Source organism: Vaccinium witches'-broom phytoplasma str. VAC, assembly GCF_000309405.1.
Taxonomy (GTDB): Bacteria; Bacillota_I; Bacilli_A; order Acholeplasmatales; family Acholeplasmataceae; genus Phytoplasma.
This window is the reverse complement of the sequence record NZ_AKIN01000130.1, coordinates 1-262: the sequence shown is the minus strand read 5'-3', so window position 1 is coordinate 262 and position 262 is coordinate 1. Positions and strand designations below refer to the sequence as shown.

At 26.7% G+C, this 262-nt stretch carries 1 pseudogene; it reads right to left on the bottom strand.

The annotated features are described in order from the left end of the window. Positions 1 to 262 (bottom strand): annotated as a pseudogene (locus RI68_RS02205) (replicative DNA helicase); the annotation flags it as partial.

Genomic DNA, 262 nt, shown 5'->3' with positions numbered 1-262 from the left:
ACAGTTTTTCTTGGGTATAAGTATGTTTTAAGTTATCTAAGAAATCAAGGTTATTTTTTTCATTAACATCATTACTTAAAAAAGATAATGATTCTTTCGTAAAGTTATCTTGGGGGAAATGGGTTTGAAGATAAGCGAGTAATTCTTCGATTATCTCAGTTTGAGATTTGATTTTATCAAAGGGATGATTAGTTGTTTTTCCTAAAGTTAAATATTTTAAGGCTTGAAAGATTTTGGTATGTTGTTTATCTAAAAAAGATTG